Consider the following 22,514-nt stretch of genomic DNA (forward strand, 5'->3'; position numbering starts at 1 on the left):
ACCGCGCGTTGGCCTGCCATCGGGCTGCGCGCCAATAATCACGACGCGAGGACCATCCTTGGCGTGCAGCATTTTCGGCCAACCCGCCTGCAATCCGCCCTTCGCACCCGTCGATGGAAGCACGGGACTACTCACGAAATGAGGTCATTCCATGAAGATCGCGGTTGAAAACACCGTCTGCCTGAATACCGGGGATGCAGCGATTCTCCTGGCGATCCGCCATGTTTTCAAGACGATCGTGCAAGACGATATCCAGTTCTACGTCTTCGACAGCCAGCCGGAGGTGGCGGCGAGGCTCTACACGAAGAAAGAGTATCCTGATCTCGAATTTCACAAGCTGCTGTCGGAATCTCTGTTCCGCTACAAATACGGCAGCGGGCTGAAGAACCTGTTCAAGCCGATCTACAATCGGCTCGTCCTCAATGCCCTGCGGCGGTTCGGCACCCGCGGCGTTCTCGGGCGTTTGTTCAGCTCAAGCAATCGCCGTGGTCTCGATATCTACAAAGACGCCGACCTCGTGGTCACGACAGGCGGAACCTATCTTGTCGAGACTTACAATCTGGAACGGCGACTTAATCAATTCCGGATCGACGCGATTCTGGGCAAGGACCCCGTCTTCTTCACGCAATCGCTCGGCCCGTTCAACAAAAGTTACAATCGCCAGGAGTTGAGCCCGATCTTCGACCGGAGCCCGCTCATCCTGCTGCGCGACGAACGTTCGCGAGGCCACATTGTGGACATGGTGAAAGACCCCGGCAAATGCCACGTCGTGGCCGACGCCGTCTTTGCCCTGGCCGATACTGACAGGATCGGAAAAATTCTGGCCTCCTGCCAGTCGGCGACCGTCACCGGCCGCGTCGCCATTTCCGTCCGTCACTGGAACTATGTCAGCGACGGCGAGGGCGGCATGCGCCGCTACATCGACTCGATCCGCGCGATCGCGACCATCCTGGTCAGGGATCACGCCAAGGAGGTCACCTTCGTCTCCACCTGCCAGGGCGTGCCGGAATACGCCCATGATGATTCCAAGACGGCGCGGGCTATCGTTGCCGAACTCGATCCGGAGATCGCCAAGCATGTCAGCGTGGACGCTTCGTTCCACACGCCGGAGCAACTGATGGCACTGGTGAAAGGCTTCGACTTCGTCGTCGCAACGCGCATGCACATGATGATCATGTCGCTCTGCGTCGGCACGCCGGTGCTGCCGATTGCCTATGAATTCAAGACCAAGGAACTTGCCAAGCGGATCGGCGTCGCCGACCTGCTGCTCGACATCGACACGGTGACGCCCGAGGAAGCGAGCGCGAAGCTCGGCAGACTTACCGCCAATCTCGACCTCTATCGCAGGACGAGCCTTCAGGCAGTGCTTGAGGAGCATGCGTCGGCGATGTCGGCAGGTGAGCTTTTGAGGCCGGTGATTGCCGGCCTAGCGGGCGTTGCGCATGGCGCTGGAAAGCGTGGTGAACAGGGCGCTGCGCGACTGGCGAAGGGCGAGCATGAGGACCAGGCCGATCGAATAATTGAGGGCACCCGCCAGGACCACCGCGAGCAGGTCTGACTGGCTGGTCAGCGATGCCGGCAACTCGCGGTACACGGACCAGGCAAGCAGCGACGACGCGATGAATAGTCCCTGCATGACCAGGAAGTCGGCTGCGGTCACCGGGCCGACCCGGTGGACAAGAACGGCAAGTACCGGGACGCGCAGCACATAACCGCTGATCGCGTAGGCCGCCGCGACACCGACGGCGCCCCAGTGCAGGCCGATGATGAAGGCGGCGACCGTCGTCAGCGACGAGTAGATGCCCCAGTGGAACATGGTCTTGGTCTTGCCCTGGCAGATGAAGATCCAGCCGGTGGTGCTCGAGACGGACTGGATCAGGCTGGCGATGCCCAGCCAGGCGAAGATCGGCGCCACCGCCGTCCAGCGCTCGCCGAAGAGAAGCCCGACGACCTGGTCCGACGTCAGCGTCAGCGCCGCGATGCCGGGCATAGTGATGGCCGCCAGCATCCAATTGGTTCGCACATAGATGTCGCGAAACCGCGCCTTGTCCTCATGGATGCGACTCAGCAGCGGCACCATCACGCGTGTCAGCGGCTGGTTGATATTCTGCAGCGGAAACAGCAGGAGCTTGTAGGCGCGGTCATAATAGCCGAGCTCGATCGCGCCCGAATATTTTCCGATCAGGATGTTGTCGAGATTGCGCGAGAAGAAGTTGGCCAGATTGAAGCCGGTCAGATTGGCGCCGAAGGACAATATGTCGGTATCGACCTTCAGGTCCGGCCGCGACGGCGTCCAGCGCGCCACCTGCCATGCCGCGGCCAGCGCGACAACAGCCGAAACCGCCGGGCCAATGACCAGCGACCAGTAGCCCAGCCCCGCATAGGCGGCGATTGCGGTAGTCGCAAGTCCGGCAGCGGCGGTTATCACGTCGTTCAGCGCGAGTTGGCCAAAGCGCAAGTGACGGTTCATCAGCGCCAGCGGCACCGCGGCGAGGCTGCCAAGCAGCAGCGGCAAGGCAGAGCCGATGGTGATCCCGACCATGCGTTGATCGCCATAGAAGGCAGCGATGGCGGGCGCCAGGCATGCAACCACCACGGCACTGCCCATCCCCACCAGCGCACTGATCCAGAATACCTGGTTGAGCTGCTCGGTGCTGATATCCTTGCGCTGGACCACAGCCTGTTGCAGGCCAAGATTTTGAAGCAGCCCGACAAAGGCCACGATCGGCCCGACGGAAGCCACTAGGCCGAAATCCTCGGGCACGAGCAGACGGGCAAGCACGATGACCGAGAGAAACTGGATCGCCATCTTGAAGCCTTGCGCGCCGATCGTCACCATGCCGCCGCGCAGGGCGACGCGACCGAACTGGGGGGGCGGGTTGGCGTTCATGCCGGCTGCCTGGCTTCGGCCAGTTGAGCAACGATCTGCGCAAAACGTTCGTTGAGTACGTCCGCGTTGAAATCCTGCTCGATCTTGCGGCGCGCCGCATATGCGATGCGCTCGCATTTGTCCGGGTTCTCTGCCACCCAGACAAGCTTGCGGGCCAACGCCGCAACGTCTCGCTCCGGTGCGAGGAAGCCTGTCTCCTGATCCTCGATCAGTTCGGGGATGCCCGAGTGATAGGTGCTGACGACGATCAGCCCGGCGGCCATAGCTTCCATCAGCGCCACCGGAATACCCTCGAGATCGCCGTCTCGCGCGGCTACGCTAGGCAGCAGGAATACGTGGGCATTGCGCAGGCGCTGCTTGACCTCGGCATGCGGACGCGGCCCGAGGAAAGTCACCCGGTCGGCAATGCCGAGATTTGCGGCGAGCTTCTTCAACTCTTCCAGCAATTCGCCGCCGCCAATCACCGAATAGACCCAGTCGCGCCGCGGCAGGCTGGCGAGCGCCCGAAGGGCGAATTCGATGCCCTTCTTTTCGGTCAGCCGGCAGACCGAGATGAAGGACAGCGTGTCCCGGTCCCAGGAACGCCAATGGTAGCCGATCTCACCGGGCCGCACGCCCATATGGTGAACCATGACTTGCGCCGGGGGTGCGCCGACGCCGATCAGGGCGTCGCGGAAAAACGCGTTCACCGGGAGCTGGAGAACGCCCTTGTCGAAGACAACCTTGTAGCGCGTGAGCGTGTTGTCATGCAGCGGTTCGCCGACATCGCGGCCGTGGAATATGGTCACCAGCGGAGCGGAAATCCGGCCTCGTTTCATGGCGCGGGCGACGCGCATGCCGTTATTGCCGAAATGCGCGACGATCACATCGGCGTTCTGCAACTTGCGCGCAAAAGCGATGTCGACAGCGGTCGAGAGCTTATCCCAGAACCTGCCCGACCATCTCCTGAGCGTCGGCCGAAAGCGCCCCAGCCCGCCCCACCAGCAGACGACCTTGCTAGGGAGAGCCTGCCAGCGGCGATCGTCGATGTTGCTGTCCTTGCCGAAGGACGTCTCGTTGCAGACGACGCCGACTTGCATGCCGCGCTCGAGGCACCCTTCTATCTGGTCGAGGACGAAGGTCTCCGACAAAGAGGGGAACTTATCAACTACGAAGCAAATCTTCATCGAATGGACGATCTTTCGAGGCCGGTCGGCGATCTGCTCGCGCGGATGAGGGATGACGCCCGTCGCCGCCGTGCGAGGCGCCTCAAGCGTCCGGTGTTGTGCGTGTCGTTGTCCCAAAGCAGCTCCCACCCTGGTCAGGCGCGAGAGCCGGCTTTTAGGCGACATGCATGGCGTTGGACGAAATACATCAGGCGGCACGCTCCAGCGCGCCTTGCCTGGCGCGGTCGAGAACGCCGAGAAAAGTCGCGAACTGGCTGTCGGGGTTCATTTGCGGCCGCTCCGAAAACAGCTGCGCCGCCGCCGACAGACGGTCGTACTCGGCCTTGTCGCTCCATAGTCGCCTGACCGCGGCGACCCAGTCGTCGAGCGGTGCGTCATAGTCGAGCACCACGCCGCCGGCGCCAATCGCTTCCGGCAGGCCGCCGCGACGGGACCCGACGACTGGAATGCCGCTGCAATGGGCCTCGGATGCCACCCGCCCCCAGGCTTCTTCCCATTTGCTGGGCGCCAGCAGGATCTTGGTGCGGCCGTAGACGGTCTTCATGTCGCTGGTGCGGCTTTCCAGCCTGACGTTGCGCAGCGGGGCGATGATCTGTTCGATCTGCGCCCGATGGTCGTCGTCGAGCTTCCAGCTTTCGACGAACAGGAACGGAATTTCGGGGCATTGGCCGGCGATGCGCACGGCGAGTTCGAACCCTTTTTCGTTGTAAGGATTGATCAGCGTGACGAATTCACCGGTGGTCGGCGTGCTGTAGAGCCCGGGATTGATGGTCGGCGGGATCACGGTCGAGTCGATGCCGAACCTTTCCTTATAGGTGCGCGCAGTGAATTCGGAATTGGCGATATAAAGCGCCGAATGCAATTCGCGCAGGTCGCCGGCCAATTCGTGGAATTCGACGTTCCGCAGATAGACCACCAGCGGTATTCCGAGCGCCTGCAGCGCCTTTCCGATCGGCACCGATTTGTGGCACTGCACGACGGCGACATCGGGATCGAGCCGTTCGACCGCGAAGCGCGCCGCCTCCCAGGGAAACCATGCCCGCACGACCGGATAGCCGGGATAGCTGTCGATGACCGCTCGCTGGCGAAGCAGCTTCATCTTGGCGCGCGCCTTGAAGCCGAACATGCCGTCACCGAACAGCGCCGCCAGAACCGAGGCGTCATGACCGTGCTCGCGCAGCTGCTCGACCAGATGATGCGTGCTCGACTGAACGCCACCGCTGAACTGCGGCGTGTAGCCGTTGCCGCCCGCAAACAGAACTTTCATGGACCTGGCTCCTTGCTGGACCGCCCTTGCGTCACGCCGCCATTCTGCCGATGCTGTGGTATTCGATGCCGTGGCGGGCGATGACCTTGGGGTCGTAGAGATTGCGTCCGTCGAAGATAACGGGCGTGGTCAGCGCGTTCTTCAGCGCATCGAAAGACGGCGCGCTGAAGCTTTTCCACTCGGTCACGATCAAGAGCGCATCGGCGCCTCGCAGCGCGGCCTCCTTGGTGCCGCACAGTTGCAGGTCGTCGCGCAGCCCGTAGATCGCCTGGCATTCCTGCATCGCCTCGGGATCGTAGGCCTGGACATTGGCACCGGCGGCCCAGAGCGCTTCCATCAGCGTGCGGGCCGGGGCCTCGCGCATGTCGTCGGTATTGGGTTTGAAGGCCAAGCCCCACAGCGCAAATGTCTTGCCTTTGAGATTGCCCTTGAAATAGCGGTCCACCTTCTCGAACAGGACCGACTTCTGCTGGTTGTTGCGCTCCTCGACGGCACGCAGCAGCTTGGCGTCGAACTTGACGGCCTCGGCGGTCTTGATCAGGGCACGCACATCCTTCGGGAAACACGAGCCGCCATAGCCGAGGCCCGGATAGATGAAGTGGTAGCCGATCCGCGGGTCGCTGCCGATGCCCTTGCGGACTTCCTCGATGTCGGCGCCCAGTTGCTCGGCCAGGTTGGCCATTTCATTCATGAAGCTGATCTTGGTCGCCAGCATGCAATTGGCCGCGTATTTGGTGAACTCGGCACTGCGCACATCCATGACGATCATCTTTTCGTGGTTGCGGTTGAACGGCGCGTAGAGCTCGCGCATCACCGCCTCGGTGTCCTCGTTGCTGGTGCCGACGATGATGCGGTCGGGCTTCATACAGTCGCTCACAGCGGACCCTTCCTTGAGGAATTCCGGATTGGAGGCGACGTCGAAAGCCAGATCCTCGCGCCCGCGCGCCTTCAGCGTTGCGGCGATCCTGGCCTTTATCCTTTCGCAGGTGCCGACGGGCACGGTCGACTTGCCGACGACGATCTTGGGCTCGTCCATCTCACGACCGATGGCCTCGGCGACGGCCAGCACATATTTGAGGTCGGCCGAACCATCCTCGCCCGGCGGCGTGCCGACGGCGATCATCTGGATCTGGCCATGCTTGATCGCCGCGGCGGCGTCGGTGGTGAACTTGATGCGGCCGGCGGCATGGTTCTCCTTGACGATGTTTTCGAGCCCAGGCTCGAAGATCGGGACATGACCCTGGTTGAGCCGCTCGACCTTTTTTGCATCGATGTCGACGCAGACCACCTGATGGCCGACTTCGGCAAGCACCGCCGCCTGTACAAGACCGACATAGCCGATTCCAAAGACAGTCAAATTCATTCGGTTTCATCCCTGTTCAAGGCTTCGGGCCTGTTCGAGCTTCGGTTTTCCGACCACCTTCGGCCCGGCCGGTTCAGATGCGCTTCTAGTTTGTGTTGCATGCCAGCGATTCGGGGAATTGGCAGGGCTGGCCAAGTGCGGTGAATGCAACACGATCCACCTGCATGGTGAGCTTGCGGCCCGGATCCGAGAACGGCCCCATCCAGCCCTTCATCGTATCGCTGCCCCACAGGCTGAAATAGATCCTTTGCGAATGGGTGGGCAGCTTCGCCGGATCGGTGATCTCGTGGACAAGCTTGCCGTTGACGTACCAGCGCAGCCGGTCCTTTTCCCAGACGAAGGCGTAGTCGTTGAAGGCCTTGTCGGTGCCGCCAGCGACGTCGACCAGTTTCTCGTTCTTGCCTTTGCCGGCTATGTAGGCGTTGACCTGAACCTTGGACGTGTCCTTGGTCAGCACCTCGAAGTCGATTTCATCATGCGGCTGCTTGTCGGCATCGCCGACGAAGCTGAAGAATGCCGCGTTGACGCCGGAGCCCGTGTCGGTCTTCATCCGCGCCTCATAAGTGCCGTAGCCGAAGCGCTGCTTGGTCTGGATCTCGGCGCAGGCGAATTCGCGATCCTTCAGCTTGCGCTTCTCGAAACCAAGCGTCAGCATGCCGTCGGAAAGCCCGATCAGGTTTTTGGACCAGGTGCAGTTCTGATGCTTGCCGTTCGTCCAGCCGTCGGAAATGTACCAGCGCGCGCGACTGAGGCTGGTGAAATCATCGACAAAGGACGGCGCGGTTGGGAGATCCTGCGCGCCGGCGGGCACCAGGCCCGCAACCAGACTGCCGAGAACGACCAGCAGAAACGCGCCGTCTGAACGGAGCCGCCGCAGCTTGCCTGGGATCGGGCGCGTGAACGGGGTGCCTCCGGTTGCCGGGGCGGGCGTGCTTTTAAGATCTGCGTTCATATCAAACTCACCTTGTGCTGTGCGCCCCCAAAGCGATCGTTCGAACCGTGACGAAACAACCTGATCTTGACCTCTGTCGCTCCCAAGCTCCGTGTTGTGCCTAAAACCATTGCGCCGACCCGGGTCGCTCAGCCTGTGCCGGAATCGGCGGGCTTCACAAAATCGGTCCTTATGTCGGGACCGTTCTGCCGCTTCTCCTCGAAGATTTCATCCAGCGAATGACGGAGATCCTTCATCACCTGCATCTGGCGCGACAGCGCTGCGATGCGCCGCTCGCAATTCAGGATCGACCTGGTCAGTTCGCCGACTTCGGAAGACCTGCGAGAGGAGACCGCTCCGTTCTCCATGGCCTCGACCAGAAAGGCGGCATTGGTAGCCGTCGTCCTGTAGCGGTTCTCAAGGCCGCTCTTCTCCGCCTCGACTTCGGCCGAGATCTGGTCCAGCAGCTTTGCCAACCGATCGAGGCGCGAGGTGTCGGTCTGCGTGTCGCGCGCCGGATCTCTCGATCGGAAGCCAAAGATCGAGGCCATGCAGTCAGCGCCCCATCATCGTCGAGCTGGTGAACGGCCTTAGTGCCCGTCCACATTCAAAAGACATTTCTTGCATCGTCCAGCTCCTCCGACAGGGTATGTCTCGGGCCAGTTCGGTTGGCCGTCCAAAATTGCTGCACCGCAACATAGATTGCCATTCCCTGCGCGCATAGGCAACCACCTAGATCGTAAACTCATGAATCTCGTTGAAATGGTGCGAGCCGACCGAAGGGTAAGGGAGTGGCTACCGCCATCGCACGTTGACGGGCCTAGCTTTCGTTGGCCGTGCTGGTTCCGGCCATGAGGAAGCGCAGCGGCGGCACATGCTGACGCTTCGCGGCGAGGCCAGCGCGGCGAAACAGCGCATCCAGCTTGTCGGAGGCAACGCCGCGGACGACGGCTGTGAGGTTGGACGAGCCGGCCAAGGCGTAGGCCGCGGCCGGTGCCAACCCGCGCTCAGCCTTCACGTCTAAAAACTTCCGCAACCGATATTTGTCGCGGATGTGCCGCTCGTGCCTTCTCAGCGCAGCCTTCGATGCCTCCGGCAAACTGTCGATCGCAAGCAGTGCCAGGTCGGCATCGGCCAGATGCTTCAGGTCCTGGGTCTTGTGCCGTCCGCTCAGCGAATCGGCGCGCACGATCGCGCCGTAGCCACAGGATTTGATGACCTTGAAGCGCGCGCCAAGGGCAACCGCACGCGCATAGAGTTCATAGTCTTCACCCAGGCGCAGCTTCTCGTCGTAGCGCAGCCCATGCCGATCGAGGAAGGCGCGGCTGATCACGGGTTTGAGGAACCCCAGTTCCCCTCGTTGCACACGGCGCCTGGAGATGTTGGCGTCGATGAAACCCTCGAAATCGAGGAATTCCGGCTCGGGCGAGAACGGTGGAGCCACGATTTTCGAAACGTCGGTTGCCGCATCATCCCTGACAAGCATGATGTTGTCTGCGGCGAAATCCCAATCGGTGCTGGCGAACAGTCTGTGAAACCTGCCTTCGAAAAAGAAATCATCAGCGTCCAGAATGCTGATGAACGGCGACCTGGAACCGGCAATCGCGGCGTTGCGTGCAAAGGATGGGCCGCGATTGGCGTCGAAGCGGATGACGGAAAGACGGCCCGTGCCGTCGCCGGCCGCGTTGGCGACTTTCGCGGTGTCGTCGGTGGACGCGTCGTCGACGACGACAACTTCCGCAACCTCAGGCTCGCGTAATGCCGATGCAATGGCAGCCGGGATTGTCCGCGCCGCATTGCGGGCGGCGATGATCACGCAGACCTGGAATGATGTCATGGACATGCCTCTCGGTTGCAGAAGCCGTTGCGGATTTCCTCGCCCCGTCCGCTCAATGCCCCACCGCCCATTCTGAAATGCATCGGCCCAAACGCCTATGCTGCAATTGCGAAGCAAGCATCGCCAAAATCATCGGCGCCGTCCAGTTTTTCATTTTGCTGGGTGTCATGGCCCGGTTGGGCAGGCGGCGAGCCTCAATCGGGACGGCTCCAGAAATGCGCCGCTTGGCAGAGCCGTTCCTACACGCTCCATCAGAGCGCTCAACTGGCAGAAACCAGTTGCTGATCCTCGCCGACCGGACGGCGGCGGGGCGGAGCGAGCGCGTCGAGGCCCGCAGTGTCAAGGAATTGAAAGAACAGGAATGCCGACTGCCGGTGTCGTTGAGGCGAGCAATTCGTCAGGGGACCGGCGAGCTTAACCACAGGTCACATGGACATCGCAGACCGCGGCCAGGCCCGAAATCAGTGAAGGCCTCTCCTGGCGCTGAGTTTCTCGGCTTCGGCCGCTTCGTTCGAACTCAGCTTTCGTTCAGCGTCGCGGATTTTGTCGGCCGGGGTCGGGGCATTTCTGGCAACCATGGCAAAGACCAGCAGAAAATAACCCAGTTGGATGACTATAGCGCAGCCGATGACACGAAACAGCGTCGCACCGAGCGACGCGCCGCCTAAATAGGACCAGACGATCACGATCGCCAGCGCAAAACACATTCCGATAATGAACTTTGGCAGTGACATACCCGATAGCCCATCAACCGGCTCGGGAAAAAATGTCGACAAGCCCACCCCGAGCACCTCCCTTAAACTCTGCGAGCTTATTTAGGTTGCCCGCTTCTGGCCGGTTGCTTCCGGCCTAGCCCAATCTGTCCATAGTCCGACAGAAACAATTTGCAACTCTATTGAGCCGCGCAATAGGCGGCAAGGGCAGCTGCGCAATAAATTTTAAACGAATCCTCGGGATCGACTCTGCCATGGTGCAACGCACACGTCGGCATCACCACTGATTGCCGGATATCGACTCGCTCCAGTAAGATTTATAATATTGAATAGTATTTTAGCATAACATCAGTCATTATCTTGAAATTCTAAATGACGGCAAAGCTCCACAGGAGGGTATAAAGAGCGATTCGCCTAAAATCAGCCCCAAAATTGGACTAGTTTTTCCAAAATTGCCCATAATCTGTCTCTTTTGCGACATAAAGGCGAAATTTTGTGCAGGACGAGTTTATTATTTAGTCAGTTCATGACGCGACTATTACAGCCGTCTGGGAAATTGTGTGTTGCGCTGCAACATTTTTTTGGTATCGTGCGGTAAACCATCCGTTCAACGTATGGAGTTTACGCATGAGGGACGTAGCCAAGCCGGCCGATGCGGATTTTTCGCAGGCCGGCGTCGATTTTCCGCCACCGATTGGCGGCCTGCTCAAACGCAGCTTCGATATTGTCGGTTCGCTGATCGGCCTGGTCGCTCTCAGCCCGCTGTTCGTGATGATAGCGCTGCTTGTCAGGTTTTCCGATGGCGGGCCGATTTTCTATGGTCACAGCCGGATCGGCCGCGGAGGACGGATTTTTCCGTGCCTCAAGTTCCGCACCATGGTTCCAGACGGCGAGCGGGTGCTTGCTGCCTATCTCGCCGCGAATCCGGAGGCCAACGCCGAATGGATAGCGACCCGCAAGTTGAAGAACGACCCGCGGATCACGCGCGTCGGAGCGGTGCTGAGGAAGCTCAGCCTCGATGAGTTGCCGCAGATCATCAACATCCTGCAGGGGGATATGAGCCTGGTCGGGCCTCGTCCCGTGGTGCGCGATGAGCTGGAGATTTATGGCAATTCGGCCGTCTATTATCTTAAATCGCGCCCCGGCCTGACAGGGCTGTGGCAGGTCAGCGGACGCAACGATGTTTCGTATGACAGCCGCGTCGCATTCGACAGGCACTATGTCGAGAACTGGTCGATGTTCGAAGACATCCGCATCATCATCAAGACCGTACCCGCGGTCTGGATGTCGCGAGGCTGCTACTGACGGCCGCTTGCTGGCCGTGCATCGAGGAGCGACTGTCCAGAATTCGGGCCTGGAACTCAGGCCCCTAACTCAGGCATCGGCAGCTCATCGGGCGGGGCAAACCAGATCGGAAACGCTCAGTTGAAAGCAGATATAATCGATATTTTTTGCACCGGTATTCTCTCCAGACGCATGCGGCGAGTACGGCTTTTGACGACTTGCCTTACAATGGCGACCGGCCTGACGCTGTCGCTCGCCTTGCCACAGTTTGCCTTCGCCGACGACTATCGCCTAGGAGCACAGGACAAGCTGACCATTCGCGTGGCGGAATGGCAGACCGTCGAAGGCACGTTCCGTGACTGGTCGGCCATCAATGGAGAATACACGGTCGGGCCCGCTGGAACCTTGTCGGTTCCCTTCGTCGGCGAGATGCCCGCATCCGGCAAGACGACTTCGGAGATCGCCGCATCGCTCGGCGAGGCGCTGCAGCGCAAGCTCGCTCTGGCCGACAAGCCGGAGGCTTCCGTCGAAATGGCACAGTACCGGCCATTCTACATCTCCGGCGAGGTGCAATCGCCCGGCCAGTATCCTTGTGTGCCTGGGTTGTCCGTGCTGAAAGCGATGAGCATTGCCGGCGGAGCCCGGCGGAACCCGGAGAGCGGGCAGCGCTACGACCGCGACCTGATCAATGCGAAGGGCAATTTCGACGTATTACAAGACCAATTGGTCAGGCTGACCGTCAAGCGCGCCCGCATCGAAGCGGAACTGGCGGACAAGCCGGCATTCGCGGTGCCGAAAGAGGTGGCCGACGATCCGAAGCTGCCCAGCATCGTTGCCGATGAGACGGCGATCCTGGCGGCCGACCAGAAGAAACTCAAGCTGCGCTTGCAGGCGCTCGACGATTTGAAGGCGCTGCTGCAGAGCGAGATCGATTCGCTGCAGAAGAAGATCGTCAACCAGCAGAAGCAGGTTGATCTGGCGAAGGAGCAGCTCAACGGCATCGGCTCGCTGGCGCAAAAGGGCCTGGTCGTCAACACGCGGGTTTTGAACTCGCAGCAAACCATCGCCGACCTCGAGGGCCAGATCCTGGATTACGAAACGGCGATTCTCACGGCCAAGCAGTCGATCAGCAAGGCCACCCAGGACGCCATCGATCTCGAGAACACCCAAAACTCCAGCCTCGCGACCGACCGGCAACAGACGGAAGCCGATCTCAACGAGGCGACGCTGAAGCTGAATATGGAAAAGGCCTTGATGTCCGAAGCCTTGTCGGGCAGCCCCATGCCGCAATTCTACGGCAACAACGAACCAGCGGCCTTATCATTTTCCCTGGTGCGGGTGGTCGACGGCAAGACCAGCGAAATCACCGCCGATGAAGACACGCCGGTGCTGCCAGGGGACGTGATCAAGGTCAAACCGGCGCCCCTGGCCATCCAGTAGCTTCTTTCCACCGGAGCAAAGCACCAACCCCGCAGGCAGCGGTCTGCGGGGTTTTTGCGTTTGGGATCTTATGGGTCAGAAAACAAGGCGGCCTTCGGGCAACGAACCGCCTGGATCCGCCCGCTCTAGCCTCGCACGGCGTCCGGTTCCTCAAGATGGTTCACGGCGCTCCACCGGGAAGGAGCGACGGCCGGCACCCTCACCAGCTTGAAGTAGCTGTAGTACAGCAGGAACGATCCCATGATGTAGGGATTGAGGGTCTCGACCTCGACGAAGGATCGGATGAACAGAAGCACCATGACGCCGGCAAGAATCACGGAGTCGGCTTGCCATGTCCTGAATATCAGCTTCGAGACGTGACCCCAGAGCGTGCGCAGGATGATCAGCGAAAGCAGTGTCGCGCCGACGAAGCCGAGTTCCACCAAGGTCTCGATGTAGGTGTTGTGGAAGTGGAAGCCGCTTCGCGCGGCGATATAGAATTCGTTCCACAGCCGCTCGGCCTCGGAGAAGCCCTGCACCCAATAAGCCGCGTAGCCGACGCCGAGGATGGGCGATTGCTGCGCGGCATTCCAGCCCTGTTGCCAGAGGTAGGTTCGTCCGGTGAGCGTCGAATCCTTGCCGAAAAGGCCCAGGACAAAGTCCATCAGCCCGAGATTCAGCGCAATCACGGTGCAGGCGACCAGCCCGCCCGCACCGATCATGAAAATCACCCGGCGATGGCGGAGCGAAAGCAGCTTGCCGATGGAAAGCAGGGCGACCAGAGCGAGAACCGCGGGGGTCGATGCCATCGAAGTGGCGGAATGCGACACCACCAGCAGATAGCCCGATAGAAGGACAATCGGTACGATCAACAAACAGCTTATCCGGCCGCGCCTGAGAAAGGCGAGATAGACAACGCAGAAATAGATGCCAAGCGATGCGACAAAGCCGATCTGGTTCTTGGAGCTGAACGCGCCGACGAAATTATACGTCCCATCGAGAACGTCGTAGGAATAGCTCGCGACCTTGAGCGAGTAGAGCAGGACGACGAAAATCCCGATCAGGGCACCTATGGTCAAGGTCCGGACGCTGACGGTGCGCGCGGCAATGTAGGCGCAGGCGATATGGGAGCAATATTGGACGGCCGTCCTTGCCGTGGTGCCGGGAGCTGCCGACCAGAACACCGAGAAGCAGACATAGGTTGCGAAGGCCAGCGGAAGCCAGGCGCTGGAAGCGTGCCTTAATATCTTGCGGTAGTCGACCAGGATGAGCGGTAGCCAGACCGCATAGTAGGCCAGGATCATGGCCTGGCCGAAAATGGTCGAGTAGGAAAAGGCCCAGATCGAGACGGCAACGGCAAAGCTGCCGTAGACCGTGTTCTTGTCCGGATCGATCAACAGAGATTTTGGAATCTTCATCTCGATAGCGGTTTTCCGTCCTTGCAGCTCAATGCCGATTTCATGGGCCGCTCGTGCGCCGATTCGTCGGATCGATGGGAGCCTCGCCTGCAGGCGCTCGCATTGTGCAGTGCAATATAACCCATCCGGCGCCGCCTGTCACCCGGATGCCAACCGGGTGCGTCGTTCCAGCCGTTCTCTCCGTATCGGGCTCTCCATACGGGCGAGACGATTTGGCCAGAAGGCAGTGCCGTACAATTGACCGGTGCTGGCCCATCATAAGCTGTTCTGAGGTTGCAAGTCCGCGCTTGAACTTGTCCGCCGTTGACTTCACATTCGCCGCCAATTGGGAGGAAGACCACATGCCGATGAGTTTCGCGGGACGATTTGCCGGACGATCTGCTGTTATCACCGGCGGCGCCTCAGGCATCGGCCTGGCCGTCGCGCAAAGGATCACTGGCGAAGGCGGGCGTGTTTCGGTCTGGGATCGCGATGCCGCCCAGATCGAGCAGGCCAAGGCCATTGTTCCAGGCCTGCACAGCGTCACCTTAGACGTCGCCGACCCCATAGCGGTCGAAGCCGCCGCCGGAGAGACGATCGAAGCGCTTGGCGCGGTCGATGTCCTTGTCACCAGTGCTGCCATCACCGGGCCGAACATGACGACCTGGGAGTATTCGGTGGAGGATTGGCGCCGGGTCACCGACATCAACATCAACGGCGTCTTCTTCTGCAACAAGGCGCTGGTCCCGCATATGCTCGAACGCAATTACGGCAGGATCATCAACATCGCCTCGATTGCCGGCAAGGAAGGTAACCCGAACGCCTCGGCCTACAGCACCTCCAAGGCGGCGGTGATCGGCATGACCAAATCGCTCGGCAAGGAACTGGCCAAGACCAAAGTAACGGTGAACTGCGTCACGCCGGCGGCCGTGCGCACCGCGATCTTCCAGCAGATGAGCCAGCAGCACATCGACTTTATGCTGTCCAAAATACCAATGGCGCGGTTCGGCGAGGTCGAGGAGGTGGCGGCGCTGATTTGCTGGATCGCGTCCGAGGAATGCTCGTTCACAACGGCGGCCGTCTTCGACGTCTCCGGCGGCCGGGCGACCTACTGAGGCAGGCCGGACGCAAACCGCGCGACCGGATCGCGGCGCCTTAGTCGTGAAGTTCTCGCGAGATCGGCGGGCCGATCGAAAAATCGCTGAATGTCACCTCGAAGCCCTCGCGCTGCGGCGAACAGCACATCATGCCGACATCGACCGTTTTCGACGGGGGGAAATAGGCAAGCCGCACCGGTTTCCAGTGCTTGTCGAATGCGTCGCGATACTGGACGCGGACCGTCTCGGCATGGCGGGTCAGGCGGATCCTGACCCCGTCCGGATCGGCCGGTATGCTGGCCAGCGACCAGTCGGAGGCATCGTTGGTGACGACGACGGAAAAATACATCAGCCCGTCAGTGTATTCGATGCCGGCCTTGATCCAGTGCGTCTCGCTCAGGCGGACCATAAGCCCGGCCTGATCGTAAAGCACCTCATAGTGCCCCTTGACCGTGACTTCGGCGCTGAAATCGCCCTCGACCTCACGATAGAGGAAATGGCCATTGTCGCGCCAGAAGCCGTAGAACGTCTCGCGCCAGAAGTCGGTCTCCTCGCCGGTCCGTACATGCACCGTATTGTTGCCGAAGGCGTGGTGCGGCGGCGGATTGAGCCAGGTCAGGTCCGTATTCTCAGATGCCATCGACTTGCTCGCTGCCTGGCTGGTCTGCCGCCTTTTCCTAGCCGGCAAACGTGTAAGCGGTCTTCACCGTGGTGTAGAACTCTGCGGCATAGCGGCCCTGCTCGCGCGGGCCGTAGCTCGATCCCTTGCGCCCGCCGAAAGGCACGTGGAAGTCGACGCCCGCCGTCGGCAGATTGACCATGACCATGCCGGCTTCCGAATTGCGCTTGAAGTGCGTGGCATGCTTGAGGCTCGAGGTGCAGATGCCGGAGGTCAGGCCGAACGGCGTGTCGTTGGCCACCGCCAGCGCCTCGTCATAATCCTTGACGCGGATGACGTTGGCGACCGGTCCGAAAATCTCCTCGCGCGAGATGCGCATGGCGTTGGTGGTTTCGGTGAACAGCGCCGGCTGCAAATAGAAGCCGCGGGTTTCACGATCGAGCCGCTCGCCGCCGAAGGCGAGATCGGCACCTTCCTGACGTCCGATGGCGATGTAGTCCTCGTCCTGTTTCAACTGGCTCTGGTCGACAACCGGCCCGATCTGGGTCTTGGCATCGAGAGCGTCGCCGACGACCAACTTGGCCATGCGGTCCTTGAGCGCCTCGACGAAGCGGTCGTGAATGCCGTCCGTCACCACCAGCCGGGACGACGCCGTGCAGCGCTGGCCGGTCGAGAAGTAGGCACCGTTGATGGCGCAGTCGACAGCGACGGCAAGGTCGGCATCGTCGAGCACGACAAGCGGGTTCTTGCCGCCCATTTCGAGCTGAAACTTGCGCATGTGCTCGACGCTGGCGGCGGCGACGCGCTTGCCGGTGCCGACCGATCCGGTGAAGGTGATCGCGTTGAGGTCAGGACTGTCGAGCATGGCCTGGCCGACCACCGAACCTTTGCCCATCACCAGGTTAAGCACACCCTTGGGCAGCCCGGCGCGGTGCAGGATGTCGACAATAGTCCAGGCGCTCTCCGGAACGAGTTCCGCCGGCTTGAAGACGATGGTGTTGCCGTAGGCCAGCGCCGGAGCGATTTTCCAAGCCGGAATGGCGATCGGAAAATTCCACGGCGTGATGATGCCGACGACGCCGACCGCTTCACGGGTGATCTCGACGCCGACGCCGGGCCGCACGCTCGGCACCAGCTCGCCCGACAGGCGCAGCGTCTCGCCGGCGAAGAAGTCGAATATCTGGGCGGCGCGAACAGTCTCGCCGATGCCCTCGACCAGCGTCTTGCCTTCCTCGCGCGCCAACGCCCGGCCGATTTCATCTTTCCGCGCGGTGATCTCGTCCGACGCCTTCCTCAGCACCGCATGGCGGGCCAGCACGCCCGATCGGGACCACGCCGGAAATGCCGCCTTCGCCGCCGCGATGGCCTGCCGGGCGTGCTCGGCGCCTCCCGATGCATATTCGCCGACCACGTCGTCGAGATTGGACGGGTTGATGTTACGGGAGGCGGCATCGCCTACCCACTCTCCATCGATGAGGTTCTTTCGAAACGGGATCATGTCGCTGTCTTCCTTGTCGTCCTTCGATCGCCGTCTATCTGGACCACCGACCGCCGCACCGCAAGGCCGAAGCCAGGCAAACTTCTCCTGCTCGACAGGCATGTGATAGGTGTCGGGGCGGGGAAGACGATTCTAGTGTGGTGCGACGCGGATCGCACGGGAGGAAATCATCATGTCCGACAGCGCTTTGCCGCTGGTGATCAGCGCACCCGAACCGCGCACGCTCGACCTGATCTTCACGCCGGCTGCGCTGGCGAAATTTCGATCGAAATACCGCATCATCGAAATATCGCCCGAAGCGGTGGCGGCGCTGCCGGCCGATATCCTTGCCGAGGCGCGCTACATCGTCGGCCAGCCACCTATCGCGCCGGAGACGCTGGAAAGAATGAAGGCGCTGCGCTGCATCTTCAATGTCGAGAGCAACCTCATCAACAACATGCCCTACGAGACGCTGTTTTCGCGCGGCATCCATGTCGTCACCACCGGGCTGGTGTTTGCCGAACCGGTGGCCGAGCTCGGCCTTGCCATGGCGCTCAACCTCGCCCGCGGCATCGTCGACGCCGATCTCGCATTTCGTCAGGGCAAGGAGCTGTGGGGCGGCGACGGCAACCGGACGGCACGGCTTCTTTCCGGCGCGGATGTCGGCATTATCGGCTTCGGCGATCTTGGCCGTGCGCTCAACCGGCTGCTGTCAGGCTTTCGCACGCGGACAAAAGTCTTCGACCCGTGGCTGCCGCCGTCGATCCTGATCGAAAACGGCGTCGAGCCCGCCTCTCTCGACGACGTTCTGTCGAACAGCGATTTCGTCTTCGTCGTCGCTTCCGTGACTAGCGAAAACCAGGGCTTCCTCGGCGCCGAGGCGTTTGCCAGGATGCGCAAGGGAGCCGCTTTCATCCTGCTCAGCCGAGCCGGCGTGGTCGATTTCCCGGCACTGATGGACGTCGTCCGCAGCGGCCATATCGTCGCCGCCAGCGATGTTTTTCCTGAGGAGCCGCTTGCCCAGGATCACCCGGTCCGCACATTGCCGGGGTTCCTGCGCTCCGCCCACCGGGCCGGTGCGCTCGACGTCGCTTTCAAGCGGATGGGCGACATGGTGCTGGAAGACATGGACCTGGTCGACCGCGGCCTGCCGCCGATGCGTTCGAAGCGGGCCGAGCGTGAGACCGTTTCGCGAATGCGTTCGAAGCCGGTCGACAAGAATTAGGCCGTCTGCCCGACGGGTCGCACATGCTCAGACGGTGAAGGACCAAAACAGGCAGGCCAGTGTCGCTGCGGCGAAGACGACGAAGAACAGGCTTCGCAATAGGATGTTCCGGCGCAGCTCGTTGATGAAGAGATGGCCTCCGACGACGGCTGCGACAAACAGGAACCGCCAGTTCAGCAGTGCCGGGAGCACATCGCGCTGACCGAAAGCAAATCTCGCGGCGAGACATCCAACGATGACCGCAAACAACAAGATGACCGTCCAGAAGATCGCATCGGCGGCATGTGTCAGGACGATGCCAGCAAGCCTGATCGGCAGAACCATCATCAGCAGTGCGCTGAAAAAATAGATCGCCGCGAGCGGAATGAACGTCCCCGCATCGGCGATGTCGCTCAAGCGCTTGGCACCGATCGCGCCATAGGGATAGCCATGCCTGGCCACCATCAGGCAGAGCGCCATCAGCAAGGCCGCCAGCGCGGCGGCAAGCGCGAATGAGGTCAGGGCTTTGCTCATGAGGCTCCCGTTCCGAGCGAATCGAAGTCAGAACGTTGGTAGCCCATGGTTTGTAAATTGCTAGTAAGCATCATGCGGCGGCACGGCAGAGTTTCTCGGCGCATTCACTCCGCAGCTTGCAGACGCCGCCCGTCGATAATGGTCTTGATCTCGGCGCGGCAAGAGCCGCAATTGGTGCCGGCGTGAAGGACGGCGCCGATTGCCGCGACGCTGGTACAGCCGCCGCGTACCGCTTCCGCGATTTGGTTGGCACCAACCCCGAAACAGGCGCAGACGATGGCACCGCGGTCGACGCTGTTGCCGCCCGGCCGCCCGGCGACAATCGCCAGCCGCGCCTGCCGATTGGCATGGTCAGCGCCAAGTTGTTCGACCGCCCAGCCGCGCGACACCGCCACCGGGGTAGGCGCAAGATAGAGCGCGCCGACCAGCCTATTGCCTGCGAAACGGGCGAAGCGATGGTGCCCGCCAGCGATGTCGTGATAGGCGAGCGTCTCGCCTTCCATGCCTAATAGCGCGGCGGCAAACCCGGTCCAGTCGCGGCTGTCCTGCAGCGCAATTTCAAGCCGCCAGCCGGCGGGGCCGCGGGCGAGGCTCCAGTAATCGGCGTCGATCGATGCGGGCCGTTCGGCAAGCACGGCGAAGCCGAAGGCTGTGGCGGCGAACCGCTCGATGCGGACGGCAACATTCTTCGAGGCCGGTTGGCCTGAAATCGCATCGGTCGTCGGCGCGACCAGTGCATCGACGCGCGCGCGGCCGGAGAACTGATCGGTCCAGTGCATCGGAACGAATACAGAGCCTTGGCGTTGGCGCACCGTCACCAGGGCGCGGACCAGCACCTCGCCATGGGCAGTCGAGACGCGGACGATCTCGGCATCGCCGATGCCGAAGTGCTGCGCATCCGACGGGTGGATTTCGACGAACGGTTCGGCCATGTGCTGCGACAAGCGCGGGCTCTTGCCGGTCCGCGTCATGGTGTGCCAATGGTCGCGCACGCGCCCGGTGTTGAGCACCAGCGGGAAGTCCGGGCTGGTGCGGGTTTGTGCGGCTGGGCGGATGGCAATGAAGCGTGCCTTGCCGTCGGGTGTGTAGAAATTGCCGTTGGCGAAGAAGCGGGTGCTTTTGTCCTCCGGCTGGCGCCGCGCGCGCCCCTCTGGCCTGCCGGCCATCTCCCCTTCAAGGGGGGAGATTGGCAGTTTTGCCGGCACCACCTTTTCAGCAATGGCAACGATTGGCGAAACCGGTGGCGACATCCAATCTCCCCCCTTGAGAGGGAGATGGCCGGCAGGCCAGAGGGGGGTGCCCTGGCTCGGCGCTGGCCATTGGAATGGCGCCAACTCCTCATACGTCCCTGCATCGATCCCGGCGTAGGCGCCGATGTCGAAATCGCGTGCCCCGTCATTCTCGAATGTCGACAGCGCGGCATGCTCGGCGAAGATGTTGGCCGGCGACACATGCGAAAAAGCCTCGCCGAAGCCCATCCGCTTGGCGACTTCAGCGATGATCCACCAGTCGGCTCTTGCCTCACCGGGCGTGGCCAAAAAGGCTCGCTGGCGCGAGATGCGGCGCTCCGAATTGGTGACGGTGCCATCCTTTTCGCCCCATGCGGTGGCCGGCAGCCGGACATGGGCGTGGCGGACCGTGTCGGTCTTGGCCAGCACGTCCGACACCACGACAAACGGGCAGGCCTTGATCGCCGCCTCGACGGCATCGGCGTCCGGCATCGAATCGACGGGGTTGGTGGCCATGATCCACAGCGCCTTGATGCGTCCGTCGGCCACCGCTTGGAACATCTCGACCGCTTTCAGGCCGGGTTTTTCGGCGACGGTTGGGGCATTCCAGAAGCGCTGCACGCGTTCGCGGTGCTCGGGGTTTTCGATCTCCATGTGGGCGGCCAGCATGTTGGCCATGCCGCCGACCTCACGGCCGCCCATGGCGTTGGGCTGGCCGGTCACCGAGAACGGCCCGGCGCCGGGCTGGCCTATGCGGCCGGTGGCCAGATGGCAGTTGATGATGGCGTTGACCTTGTCGGTGCCCGAAGACGACTGGTTCACGCCTTGGCTGTAGACGGTCACCGTCTTCGCCGTCGCGGCGAACAGGCTGTAGAAGCGGGCCAGTTCGTCCTCACTGAGACCCGTGGCAGCCGCGATGCCGGCAAGATCGAGCGCCGAGGCGGCGAAAAGCGCTTGCCCGAAGCCGGTCGTGTGCGACGTGATATAGGTGCGGTCCAGCGCGTTGTGCTGGCCGAGATAGGCGAGCAGCCCGGTGAACAAAGCGACGTCGCCATCGGGCGCGATCGCCAGATGCATGTCGGCGATATCTGAGGTCATGGTGCGGCGAGGGTCGATCAGCACCACCTTCATCTCGGGCCGCTTTTCCCGGGCGGCGGCTATGCGCTGGTAGAGTACCGGATGGCACCAGGCGAGATTGGAGCCGACCAGCACGATCAGGTCGGCAAGTTCCAGATCCTCGTAATTTCCCGGAACGGTGTCCGAGCCAAAGGCGCGGCGGTGGCCGGCGACCGACGAGGCCATGCACAGGCGCGAATTGGTGTCGATATTGGCCGAGCCGATAAAGCCTTTCATCAGCTTGTTGGCGACGTAATAGTCTTCGGTCAGCAACTGGCCGGAAACATAAAAGGCGACCGAACCAGGGCCGTGTTCGGCAATGGTTTGCGAGAAGGTCGAAGCGACAAGGTCGAGCGCTTCGTCCCAGTCGGTGCGGCGACCGTGGATCTCCGGGTATAGCAACCTGCCGTCGAGGTCGATGGTCTCAGCCAGCGCCGAGCCTTTGGAGCAGAGCCGGCCGAAATTCGCCGGGTGGTCCGGGTCGCCGCGAACGGTTTTTTCACCGTCCGCGGCGACCTTCGCCAGCACGCCGCAACCCACCCCGCAATAGGGGCAGGTGGTCCTCACCTCGCGCGCTTCATCAATCTGCATGGTTCACGCCGCGCGGCTGGCCAGCGCTTCCAGCGCAATGAACAGCCGCTCGCCGTCGATCCGCACCGCAATGGTGCGCACCGCGCCCTCGTCCGCGCCGAGCGCCTTGCCTGTCTCCAGCGAGATCACCCAATTGTGCAAGGGACAGGTCACCGCCGTGCCATGGACGATGCCCTGGCTGAGCGGCCCACCTTTGTGCGGGCAATGGTCGTCGATGGCAAAGACCTGATCGTCGGCCGTGCGAAAGACGGCGATCTTTCCTTCCGGCGTGGCGACGCAGCGCGCGCCGCGACGCGGAATGTCCGAGAGCGTGCCGATCGATACCCAATTCATGTGGCCATTCCTCTTTTGCGCGTGTTCTTGTCCGAAAACCGCATTCC

18 protein-coding genes and 1 pseudogene are annotated in these 22,514 nt (G+C 61.8%); 5 read left to right on the top strand and 14 right to left on the bottom strand.

Annotation, left to right across the window (positions count from 1 at the left end; translation table 11 throughout):
• Window positions 1-151: 151 nt before the first annotated feature.
• A pseudogene (locus NKI41_RS03520) lies at window positions 152-1,204 on the top strand (polysaccharide pyruvyl transferase family protein); the annotation flags it as partial.
• 222 nt (window positions 1,205-1,426) lie between these two features.
• Here the strand turns inward: NKI41_RS03520 and NKI41_RS03525 are convergent.
• From NKI41_RS03525 to NKI41_RS03560, 8 genes are all read right to left on the bottom strand, one after another.
• Entirely contained in the window at window positions 1,427-2,890 is a 1,464-nt protein-coding gene (locus tag NKI41_RS03525; RefSeq protein WP_352469926.1) for a lipopolysaccharide biosynthesis protein, read from the bottom strand.
• Entirely contained in the window at window positions 2,887-4,173 is a 1,287-nt protein-coding gene (locus NKI41_RS03530) for a glycosyltransferase (RefSeq protein WP_352681435.1), read from the bottom strand. The genes NKI41_RS03525 and NKI41_RS03530 overlap by 4 nt, the downstream gene beginning before the upstream one ends.
• Before the next feature lie 70 nt (window positions 4,174-4,243).
• Entirely contained in the window at window positions 4,244-5,323 is a 1,080-nt protein-coding gene (locus NKI41_RS03535; protein ID WP_352681437.1) for a glycosyltransferase, read from the bottom strand.
• Window positions 5,324-5,354: 31 nt separating this feature from the next.
• Window positions 5,355-6,686, bottom strand: coding sequence for a UDP-glucose dehydrogenase family protein (locus NKI41_RS03540; RefSeq protein ID WP_352469923.1), 1,332 nt, complete (start codon window positions 6,684-6,686; stop codon window positions 5,355-5,357).
• 85 nt (window positions 6,687-6,771) lie between these two features.
• Window positions 6,772-7,638: an endo-1,3-1,4-beta-glycanase ExoK gene (exoK, locus tag NKI41_RS03545; RefSeq protein WP_352681439.1), complete on the bottom strand. Its 867-nt coding sequence runs from the start codon at window positions 7,636-7,638 to the stop codon at window positions 6,772-6,774.
• Between the two features lie 128 nt (window positions 7,639-7,766).
• The gene (locus NKI41_RS03550; protein WP_352614427.1) at window positions 7,767-8,168 is read right to left on the bottom strand and encodes a hypothetical protein; all 402 of its coding nucleotides are present in this window, start codon (window positions 8,166-8,168) and stop codon (window positions 7,767-7,769) included.
• A gap of 269 nt (window positions 8,169-8,437) precedes the next feature.
• A complete protein-coding gene (locus NKI41_RS03555) occupies window positions 8,438-9,460 on the bottom strand; it encodes a glycosyltransferase family 2 protein (protein ID WP_352681441.1) in 1,023 nt (340 codons plus the stop codon).
• A 455-nt stretch (window positions 9,461-9,915) separates the two neighbouring features.
• On the bottom strand, window positions 9,916-10,236 hold the full coding sequence (locus NKI41_RS03560; RefSeq protein WP_352681443.1) for an exopolysaccharide production repressor protein: 321 nt from the start codon (window positions 10,234-10,236) through the stop codon (window positions 9,916-9,918).
• A 558-nt stretch (window positions 10,237-10,794) separates the two neighbouring features.
• Between NKI41_RS03560 and NKI41_RS03565 the strand changes: the two genes are divergently transcribed.
• Complete coding sequence (locus tag NKI41_RS03565) at window positions 10,795-11,472, top strand: sugar transferase (protein ID WP_023676307.1); 678 nt, start codon at window positions 10,795-10,797, stop codon at window positions 11,470-11,472.
• Between the two features lie 207 nt (window positions 11,473-11,679).
• Window positions 11,680-12,891 carry a polysaccharide biosynthesis/export family protein gene (locus NKI41_RS03570; protein ID WP_352681445.1) on the top strand — a complete coding sequence of 404 codons (1,212 nt, stop codon included), beginning with the start codon at window positions 11,680-11,682 and terminating at the stop codon, window positions 12,889-12,891.
• A 125-nt stretch (window positions 12,892-13,016) separates the two neighbouring features.
• Here the strand turns inward: NKI41_RS03570 and NKI41_RS03575 are convergent, their stop codons facing one another.
• Window positions 13,017-14,288 carry an O-antigen ligase family protein gene (locus tag NKI41_RS03575; protein WP_352681447.1) on the bottom strand — a complete coding sequence of 424 codons (1,272 nt, stop codon included), beginning with the start codon at window positions 14,286-14,288 and terminating at the stop codon, window positions 13,017-13,019.
• A gap of 341 nt (window positions 14,289-14,629) precedes the next feature.
• Between NKI41_RS03575 and NKI41_RS03580 the strand changes: the two genes are divergently transcribed.
• Window positions 14,630-15,382 carry an SDR family NAD(P)-dependent oxidoreductase gene (locus NKI41_RS03580; protein ID WP_352448445.1) on the top strand — a complete coding sequence of 251 codons (753 nt, stop codon included), beginning with the start codon at window positions 14,630-14,632 and terminating at the stop codon, window positions 15,380-15,382.
• 40 nt (window positions 15,383-15,422) lie between these two features.
• Here NKI41_RS03580 and NKI41_RS03585 read toward each other — a convergent pair whose 3' ends face one another.
• The gene (locus NKI41_RS03585; RefSeq protein WP_352540401.1) at window positions 15,423-16,004 is read right to left on the bottom strand and encodes a DUF1349 domain-containing protein; all 582 of its coding nucleotides are present in this window, start codon (window positions 16,002-16,004) and stop codon (window positions 15,423-15,425) included.
• Between the two features lie 37 nt (window positions 16,005-16,041).
• Window positions 16,042-17,478 (bottom strand): aldehyde dehydrogenase family protein, encoded by a 1,437-nt coding sequence (locus NKI41_RS03590; RefSeq protein WP_352681565.1) that lies wholly within the window; start codon window positions 17,476-17,478, stop codon window positions 16,042-16,044.
• A 175-nt stretch (window positions 17,479-17,653) separates the two neighbouring features.
• On the opposite strand from NKI41_RS03590, the gene NKI41_RS03595 reads away from it, so the two are divergent.
• Complete coding sequence (locus NKI41_RS03595) at window positions 17,654-18,685, top strand: hydroxyacid dehydrogenase (RefSeq protein ID WP_352681449.1); 1,032 nt, start codon at window positions 17,654-17,656, stop codon at window positions 18,683-18,685.
• 27 nt (window positions 18,686-18,712) lie between these two features.
• On the opposite strand, the gene NKI41_RS03600 is transcribed toward NKI41_RS03595, so the two are convergent.
• From NKI41_RS03600 to nirD, 3 genes are all read right to left on the bottom strand, one after another.
• Window positions 18,713-19,198, bottom strand: coding sequence for a hypothetical protein (locus tag NKI41_RS03600; protein ID WP_352681451.1), 486 nt, complete (start codon window positions 19,196-19,198; stop codon window positions 18,713-18,715).
• Between the two features lie 104 nt (window positions 19,199-19,302).
• Window positions 19,303-22,134 (bottom strand): nitrate reductase, encoded by a 2,832-nt coding sequence (locus NKI41_RS03605; RefSeq protein WP_352681454.1) that lies wholly within the window; start codon window positions 22,132-22,134, stop codon window positions 19,303-19,305.
• A gap of 3 nt (window positions 22,135-22,137) precedes the next feature.
• A complete protein-coding gene (gene nirD, locus NKI41_RS03610; RefSeq protein WP_023676297.1) occupies window positions 22,138-22,467 on the bottom strand; it encodes a nitrite reductase small subunit NirD in 330 nt (109 codons plus the stop codon).
• Window positions 22,468-22,514 lie beyond the last annotated feature (47 nt).

Source organism: Mesorhizobium sp. M0601, from assembly GCF_040320845.1.
GTDB lineage: Bacteria > Pseudomonadota > Alphaproteobacteria > Rhizobiales > Rhizobiaceae > Mesorhizobium.

Bases quoted from the DNA above. Each gene is read 5' to 3' on its own strand.
- NKI41_RS03525 (WP_352469926.1), bottom strand. From the start codon at position 2,890: ATGAACGCCAACCCGCCCCCCCAGTTCGGTCGCGTCGCCCTGCGCGGC.
- NKI41_RS03535 (WP_352681437.1), bottom strand. From the start codon at position 5,323: ATGAAAGTTCTGTTTGCGGGCGGCAACGGCTACACGCCGCAGTTCAGC.
- NKI41_RS03540 (WP_352469923.1), bottom strand. From the start codon at position 6,686: ATGAATTTGACTGTCTTTGGAATCGGCTATGTCGGTCTTGTACAGGCG.
- exoK (WP_352681439.1), bottom strand. From the start codon at position 7,638: ATGAACGCAGATCTTAAAAGCACGCCCGCCCCGGCAACCGGAGGCACC.
- NKI41_RS03550 (WP_352614427.1), bottom strand. From the start codon at position 8,168: ATGGCCTCGATCTTTGGCTTCCGATCGAGAGATCCGGCGCGCGACACG.
- NKI41_RS03555 (WP_352681441.1), bottom strand. From the start codon at position 9,460: ATGTCCATGACATCATTCCAGGTCTGCGTGATCATCGCCGCCCGCAAT.
- NKI41_RS03565 (WP_023676307.1), top strand. From the start codon at position 10,795: ATGAGGGACGTAGCCAAGCCGGCCGATGCGGATTTTTCGCAGGCCGGC.
- NKI41_RS03570 (WP_352681445.1), top strand. From the start codon at position 11,680: ATGGCGACCGGCCTGACGCTGTCGCTCGCCTTGCCACAGTTTGCCTTC.
- NKI41_RS03575 (WP_352681447.1), bottom strand. From the start codon at position 14,288: ATGAAGATTCCAAAATCTCTGTTGATCGATCCGGACAAGAACACGGTC.
- NKI41_RS03580 (WP_352448445.1), top strand. From the start codon at position 14,630: ATGCCGATGAGTTTCGCGGGACGATTTGCCGGACGATCTGCTGTTATC.
- NKI41_RS03585 (WP_352540401.1), bottom strand. From the start codon at position 16,004: ATGGCATCTGAGAATACGGACCTGACCTGGCTCAATCCGCCGCCGCAC.
- NKI41_RS03595 (WP_352681449.1), top strand. From the start codon at position 17,654: ATGTCCGACAGCGCTTTGCCGCTGGTGATCAGCGCACCCGAACCGCGC.
- NKI41_RS03600 (WP_352681451.1), bottom strand. From the start codon at position 19,198: ATGAGCAAAGCCCTGACCTCATTCGCGCTTGCCGCCGCGCTGGCGGCC.
- NKI41_RS03605 (WP_352681454.1), bottom strand. From the start codon at position 22,134: ATGCAGATTGATGAAGCGCGCGAGGTGAGGACCACCTGCCCCTATTGC.
- nirD (WP_023676297.1), bottom strand. From the start codon at position 22,467: ATGAATTGGGTATCGATCGGCACGCTCTCGGACATTCCGCGTCGCGGC.